Here is a 6,609-nt window from a genome sequence, read left to right on the forward strand (position 1 = left end):
GTCCGGGCCCGGCCATCGGCCCTGGCCATCGGGCTGTCCGGGCGGGGTCGTGATAAAGGGCCCGCGTGCGTTCCTTCTGTGTCCGGTGTCTGCGTCCCGAGAGCGCGTGCTACTGCGCGCACGTTCCCCAACTGGAGACGCGCACGCGCGTGGTGTTCCTGCAGCACCCCCGGGAGCGGCGCGTGGCCATCGGCACGGCGCGCATGGCCCACCTGTCGCTGCCCAACTCCGAACTGCACCGGGGCGTGGACTTCACCGGCCATGCGCGCCTGGAGGAGCTGGCCCGCAACCCCGAGCGCGTCGCGGTGCTCTTCCCCGGTGAGGACGCCATCTCCGTCGAGGACGCGCGGGCGAACCCGCCGGAGACGCTCATCGTCGTGGACGGCACGTGGCCGCAGGCGAAGAAGGTGGTGATGCGCAACCCGGTGCTCGCGAGCCTGCCGCGCATCGGCTTCGTGCCGCGCCGCCCGAGCAACTACCGCATCCGCGCCGAGCCCGCCGACCACTGCGTCTCCACCATCGAGGCGGTGGCGGAGATTCTTGGGCAGCTCGAAGGGCGTCCGGAGCACTTCGACCGCATGCTGGGCGCGTTCGAGTTCATGGTGGACACGCAGCTGGAGCGGCAGGAGACGCGCTCGGGGCCCGGCCGTCGGCGCATCTACAAGGGCGAGTGGCGACCGCCGCTGGAGCTGCGCTCGCTGGCGGATGCGGCGGACAACCTGGTCCTGTTCTACGCGGAGGCCAACGCGCACCCGCTGGAGGAGGACATCCCGCCGGAGCTGGTGCACCTGGTCGCGCGCCGGCTCACCACCGGGGAGCGCTTCGAGGCGGTCATCGCCCCGGAGCAGCCGCTCGCGCACAGCACGCCGCTGCATGTCGAACTGTCGGAGGAAGTGCTTCGCGCCGGGGAGTCCCGCGCGGAGGCGCTCGCCCGCTTCGAGTCATTCCTGCGTCCGGAGGATGAGCTGACGGTGTGGACCACCTTCGCGCTGGACCTGCTGTGGAATGGCGGCCTGTCGCGCAAGGCGGCGCGCAACGTTCGGCTCGCCACGGCGCGCGCGCTGAAGGGCAAGGCGGGGGGCGTGGAGCAGGCGGTGGAGATGCTCGGCGCGCCGACCGTGGCGCCCTGGTCCCGGGGCCGCGCGGGACGCCGCATCGCCGCGCTGGAGTCCGTGGTGCGGGAGCTGGTGAACCGGGGCCGTGCGACCGCGCCCCCCGCGCGCCTGCCTCGCACGGGCTCCGAGGGCTGAGCGCTTCAGGCTCCTGAGCTGATCAGGTGCTGACGCGCCCTTGGCGCTACTGGCCCAGGCGCGCGGTGCCGACGCGGGCGCCCAGCGTCGTGGAACCGGAGCGCCAGGGACGGGCCTGCTCGCGCACCCAACGCCCGAACCGGGCGATGAGGTAGCAGCTCACCAGCAGCGCCACGGACACGCCCAGCGCCGCCGCGACGCCCAGCCGGGGCCCGATGCGCTGCCCGAGGCCCGCGATGTCCGCCCAGCCGTACACGACCGGCAGGTGCAGCACGTAGATCCACAACGACAGCCGACCCAGCGGCGCCAACAGCCCGCTCACCCGCTGCGGCAGCAGGTTCACCACGCCCAGCACCAGCAGGCCCTGCGCCACGCGGTACATCACCATCGTGGGGCTCGTCGGCGTCCACTCGATGGGCAGCCAGCGGGTGAGCGCCAGCAGCCCCCCACCCAGCGCGAGGAGCGCGAGCCCCTGCGGCCAGCCCGGCTTCAACACGTGAAGGCCGTGCGCGGCGAAGGCTCCCGCGAAGAAGAAGCCCGCCCAGGGGAAGAACGGGAAGCGGCTGCCCTCGCCATTGCCGATGAACTGCTGCACCGGCACCGGCAGGTGCGCGCCCGCCTTCCACATCACCGTGCTCGCCAGCGGGATGCCCACCGCGAGCCCCGCCAGCAGCAGCGCCCGCGCGCCCCGGTTCGGCGTCAGCACCAACACGAACGCCCCCATCAGGAGCGAGGCGCCAATGCACTGGAGCGCGTCGAACTGGAAGACCTTGGCCAGCATGGCGTCGGAGTAGCCCAGGTCGCGCACCGCGCCCCAGCCCGGCCAATGCAGCAGGTATCCCAGGAACAACAACAGGAGCGCCCGGCGGAACCTGCGACCGAAGGAGTCCTTCGCGGCGCCGGGCTTCGTGCCCAAGGCCATCACCACCGCCCAGCCGCTCACGAGCAGGAACAGCGGCGCGGTGATGCCCCGCAGCTCCCAGTACCGCTGGATCCACGGGTGGTCGCGGAGCGCGGGAGCCAGCAGCGCGTCCAGCGTGTGTCCCATCACCATGGCGACAACAGCCAGGCCCCGCGCACCATCGAGCGCGGGGTGACGGGTTTGCCGGAAGCTGAGCGAAGGGCCGAGTCCGTTCAAAGCGCTCGCGAGCATAAGCCCACCTTCGGGCTCCGTCTCCAAAACGCACCAACCGTGGGGGTTGGCAGGCGTGAAAACGGCCCCGGATTTCACTCACAGACGGAGGTCTCGCGTCCGACGGGGGATGCTACAGGATGGATGCATGGTCCCGCGCATCACCCTGACTGCTGCCCTCCTGCTCCTCGCCCCGGCCTCCGCCGTCGCGGCGGCCACCAATGACTGGTTCGGATCCGACAAGCCCCGGCACTTCGCCGCCTGCATGGCCGCCACCGGCGTGGGCTACGGCGCGGGCGCGTTCCTCTTCGACTCCACGGGCGCGCGGCTCCTCTCCGGCGCGAGCGTGGGACTGGGCGTGGGCATCGGCAAGGAGCTCTACGACCGCTCCCGCGGCAAGGCCTTCTCGCTGACGGACCTGACGTGGGACACCGCCGGCACGGCCACGGGACTCCTGGCCTCGTTCCTCGTGGACCGCTTCATCACCGAGGTGCTGCTGCCCCCGCCCCGCGGCGTCGCCGTCGGTCGCGGGAGGGACGGGCGCGGCGGCCTCGGCTCGCGCGCGGCGCTCCACGAACTTCAGCAGCAGGTCGCGTTGCAGGCGCGGCTCCACGAGCAGCAGTCGGCCCTCGGGGTCGTCGCTGTCGGAGACGAGCACGGTGACCTGTCGGCGCGGGCACTGGTTCATGCAACCGGTGGGCATGACGTGCACCTGCTCGGCGAGTCCCCGGTCGGCCAGCTCCGTCTGGAGCCAGCGCGGCAGGTCCTGCCCTCCGCTCCGAGCGCACTTCGACAGGCATTTGCGACAGACGAGCACGTCCACCTCACGCCCCTTGCCGCCCGTGTCGTCCTGCATCCGTCGTCCTCCGTGCCCTTCGCTGTCGGCCCGCGCGTCCGCTTCCAGGCGGATGCACCGCTCCGGGGCCCCGGCGCGCGGCCGGAACCGTGATGGAAGAGAAGGGGTAGCGACGCGCCCCTTGTTCCGCAGGAGCCATGCGCCCCGCCCGCCGGGTCGCTGCCCGGGCAGGCGCTGGACTGATGGGCACCGGTAGCCCAGATGCGGGGTGCGGCGTTCTGCCGCGGAACAGGGGCCGCTCCGCGCTGTTAGTTTGCGACCGCGCTGTGTCGCTCGCGGAAGGTCCCCCACGTGCTGCGAAATCGACTGCTCCCCTGGTTCACCCTGTCGGCCCTCGGCGTGGGCGCGCTCGCCGGTTGTGAACGCGCCTCCGGAACTCCCCCCGAGGCTCGGCCTGCCCCGCCCGCGCCTCCCGTGGCGGTGGTGACGCCGCCCGCGCGGCCCGCGGTGCCGGACGCGTCCGCGGTGGCGAAGCTGGCCGAGCACTTCTTCCAGACCCCTCGCGGACAGGCGCCGCTGCCGGCGGACACCGAGGCGCAGGTGGCGCTGGGCCGCATGCTCTTCCACGAGCCCCGGCTGTCGAAGAACCACGACGTGTCCTGCAACTCCTGCCACGGCCTGGACACCTTCGGCGTGGATAACAAGGCGCTGTCGGACGGGCACCGGGGGCAGAAGGGCAGCCGCAACTCGCCCACCGTCTACAACGCGGCCCACCACATCGCGCAGTTCTGGGACGGCCGCGCCGCCACGCTGGAGGCCCAGGCCGAAGGCCCGATGATGAACCCGGTGGAGATGGCCATGCCGGACGCGAAGCGCGTCGAGGCCACGCTGTCCTCCATGCCCGAGTACACCGCGCGCTTCCGCTCCGCCTTCCCGAAGGAGCGCAAGCCGGTGACGCTGGCCCACGCCGCCAAGGCCCTGGCCGCCTTCGAGCGCACGCTCACCACGCCGTCGCGCTTTGATCGCTTCCTCGCGGGTGAGCACGCCGCGCTCACCCCCCAGGAGCAGCGCGGCCTGGAGGCGTTCATCACCACCGGCTGCACCACCTGCCACAACGGCCCTGCCGTGGGCGGTGCGTCGTTCCAGAAGCTGGGGCTGGTGGAGGCCTACCCGAACCTCACCGACGCGGGCCGCTTCGACGCGACGAAGAACGAGGACGACCGCGGCTACTTCCGCGTGCCCACCCTGCGAAACGTGGAGAAGACGGGGCCGTACCTGCATGACGGCAGCGTGAAGGACCTGCCCACCATGGTGCGCCTGATGGGGCGCTACCAACTGGGGCGCACGCTGAAGGACGGCGAGGTGGAGGACCTGGAGGCCTTCTTGAAGAGCCTCACCGGCGAGCTGCCGCCCGCCGAGCGCATCTCCGCGCCGCCCCTGCCCCCGAGCACGAAGCGCACGCCCGAGCCGGACCCGTCGTAAACGTCGCGCCCCGCCCGGCGGGTGGTAAACCCCCGGGTCCATGACCTTCTTCTTCCATCTCCACTCGGGGCTGCGCTACCTGGTGCTGTTGGCCGGCGCCATCGCGCTCGTGTACTTCGCCTTCTGCGTCGCCACGAAGCGGCCGTTCGACAAGGTGGGGCGCATCATCGGCGCGTCCTACTCCGGCTTCGTCCAACTGCAGGTGCTCATCGGCATCGTGGTGCTCGTGACGCGCGGCTACTTCCCGGCGCTCATCGGCCACATCGTGATGATGGTGCTCGCGGTGGGCGCCATCCAGGGCTGCCTGTCCGCGAACCGCCGCCGCACGCCGCCGGGGTACGTGCTGCCCCTCGTGGGCACCATCGTGTCGCTGCTCTTCATCGTCGGCGGCGTCCTGGCCATCCGTCCCGGCCTGTTCGTCTCCACCGCGTTCTAGAGCGTCCGCCCGTCGGGAACGGGGACCTGCACGGTCCACGTTCCCAAAGGGGCAGGTGCTTCACGCCGTCGCTGTCACTAACGACGGGCGCGGCGACGCAGGCCCAGCGGCACGAGCAGCGTGAGGAGCAGGGGCAGCAGGCCCGGACTGACGTTGCAGCCGCCGCCGTCCTCGTCGTCCTTCGGCGGCGACGTCACCGGTCCCGTGCCCGCGTCCGCGACGCCCGCATCCGTGTTGCCGACACCCGCATCCGTTCCACCGGTGCCGGCGTCCGTGCCGCCCGTGCCCGCGTCCGTGCCGCCCGTGCCCGCCGTGCAGTTGCCCAGCGAGTGCTCCAGCGCGCCCAGCGTGTACGCCCCGCTCGAAGGCCGGGGCCGTCCGCAGAAGTCGTCCGGCACCAAGGCGTTCCGCGCGCCCGCGCCAACGAGCGACGACACGTCACCCTTGAGGGTCAGGTCTCCCTTGAGCGGCGCCACGTACCAGGCCGCGAAGGTGGCCGTGGCCACGTTCATCTGGTTCGTGCCCGCGGTGAAGGTGCCACTCTCGCGGACCCGGATGGCCGACGACAGCACGTTGCCGTGGGCCTCGCCGGTGCTGGTGTCGAAGCGGTAGTCCACGCCCGTCGTGCCGACGAACGTGTTGAACAGCACGCGCGTGTTCGTGGCCCTGTTCAGGTAGACGGCGACGTCGGAGCAGTTCGCGACGATGTTGTTGCGGATCACGCCGTCCGTGTGCTCCGTCGTGCACGGCACGCTTGGATCGAAGGCAGGCGCGCAGAACTCGTTGCCCGTCCCGCCACCGCCGAAGGACAGGCCGATGCGCGTGTCCGTGAGCGCCAGGTCCTTCGCGCAGAGGACGCGGTTGCGCTCGAAGAGGCCGCGCTTGCCGCCGCTCTTCATGAAGGCGCCGTAGGAGATGCCGCCCTGCCTGGCGAAGTCGTGCAGCTCGTTGTCGCGGACCACCCAGTCGTCACCGGTGTCGATGTTGAGCTTGGTGACGGGCGTTCCCGTCACGCGCGGGCGGGTGTCATAGATTTCGTTGCGCTCGATGAGCCCCCGGTGGGGCATCTCGAAGACGCCGGAGCCGTTCTTCTCCGCGTTCACCTTGAGCTGCGCGTTGAAGTCGCGCACGCGGCTGTTGCGCAGCACGAAGCCCTCCGCGTGGCCGGTGACGTGGAAGGCGTGCTCGCAGTTCGGGTCGCTCGCGCAGATGCCCTCCACGGTGAGCCCGTCGAAGGTCCAGTACCGGCCGGACACCTTGAAGCCCTCCGTCGCGTTGAAGCGGATGAGGGCCGCGTGGCGGTTCGCGGCGCGCACGGTGATGGGCAGCGCCTGGGTGCCCTCCGCCACGCAGCTCAGGTTCGCGTTGAACGTGTAGGTGCCATCCGCGAGGACGATCTCGTCCCCGGCCTTGGCGGCGGAGAGCGCGGTCTGGAACTCGGCCACGGTGGTGACGTTCTTCACCGCCGCGCCGCCGGTCAGGGGCAGCAGGAGGAGGGCGAGGGGGGAGATTC

General features: G+C 71.5%; 6 protein-coding genes. 4 read left to right on the forward strand and 2 right to left on the reverse strand.

Annotated elements, in window-relative coordinates:
• The first annotated feature begins 65 nt into the window (after positions 1-65).
• Entirely contained in the window at positions 66-1,250 is a 1,185-nt protein-coding gene (locus D7V97_RS38020) for a tRNA-uridine aminocarboxypropyltransferase (RefSeq protein WP_120615491.1), read from the forward strand.
• 46 nt (positions 1,251-1,296) lie between these two features.
• Here D7V97_RS38020 and D7V97_RS38025 read toward each other — a convergent pair whose 3' ends face one another.
• Positions 1,297-2,304, reverse strand: a complete 1,008-nt coding sequence (locus D7V97_RS38025; RefSeq protein ID WP_233583491.1) for an acyltransferase family protein — start codon at positions 2,302-2,304, stop codon at positions 1,297-1,299.
• Positions 2,305-2,530: 226 nt separating this feature from the next.
• Here D7V97_RS38025 and D7V97_RS44995 point away from each other — a divergent pair, with 226 nt between their 5' ends.
• The 3 genes from D7V97_RS44995 to D7V97_RS38040 all read left to right on the forward strand — a co-directional run bounded on the left by D7V97_RS44995 (position 2,531) and on the right by D7V97_RS38040 (position 5,096).
• A complete protein-coding gene (locus D7V97_RS44995) occupies positions 2,531-3,331 on the forward strand; it encodes a YfiM family protein (RefSeq protein ID WP_158623538.1) in 801 nt (266 codons plus the stop codon).
• 198 nt (positions 3,332-3,529) lie between these two features.
• Complete coding sequence (locus D7V97_RS38035) at positions 3,530-4,660, forward strand: cytochrome-c peroxidase (protein ID WP_120615492.1); 1,131 nt, start codon at positions 3,530-3,532, stop codon at positions 4,658-4,660.
• 40 nt (positions 4,661-4,700) lie between these two features.
• Positions 4,701-5,096 (forward strand): hypothetical protein, encoded by a 396-nt coding sequence (locus D7V97_RS38040; RefSeq protein WP_120615493.1) that lies wholly within the window; start codon positions 4,701-4,703, stop codon positions 5,094-5,096.
• 77 nt (positions 5,097-5,173) lie between these two features.
• Here the strand turns inward: D7V97_RS38040 and D7V97_RS38045 are convergent.
• The coding region (locus tag D7V97_RS38045) for a chondroitinase-B domain-containing protein (RefSeq protein ID WP_368669001.1) at positions 5,174-6,609 on the reverse strand (1,436 nt) is incomplete at its 5' end.

Source organism: Corallococcus sp. CA053C, from assembly GCF_003611675.1.
GTDB lineage: Bacteria > Myxococcota > Myxococcia > Myxococcales > Myxococcaceae > Corallococcus.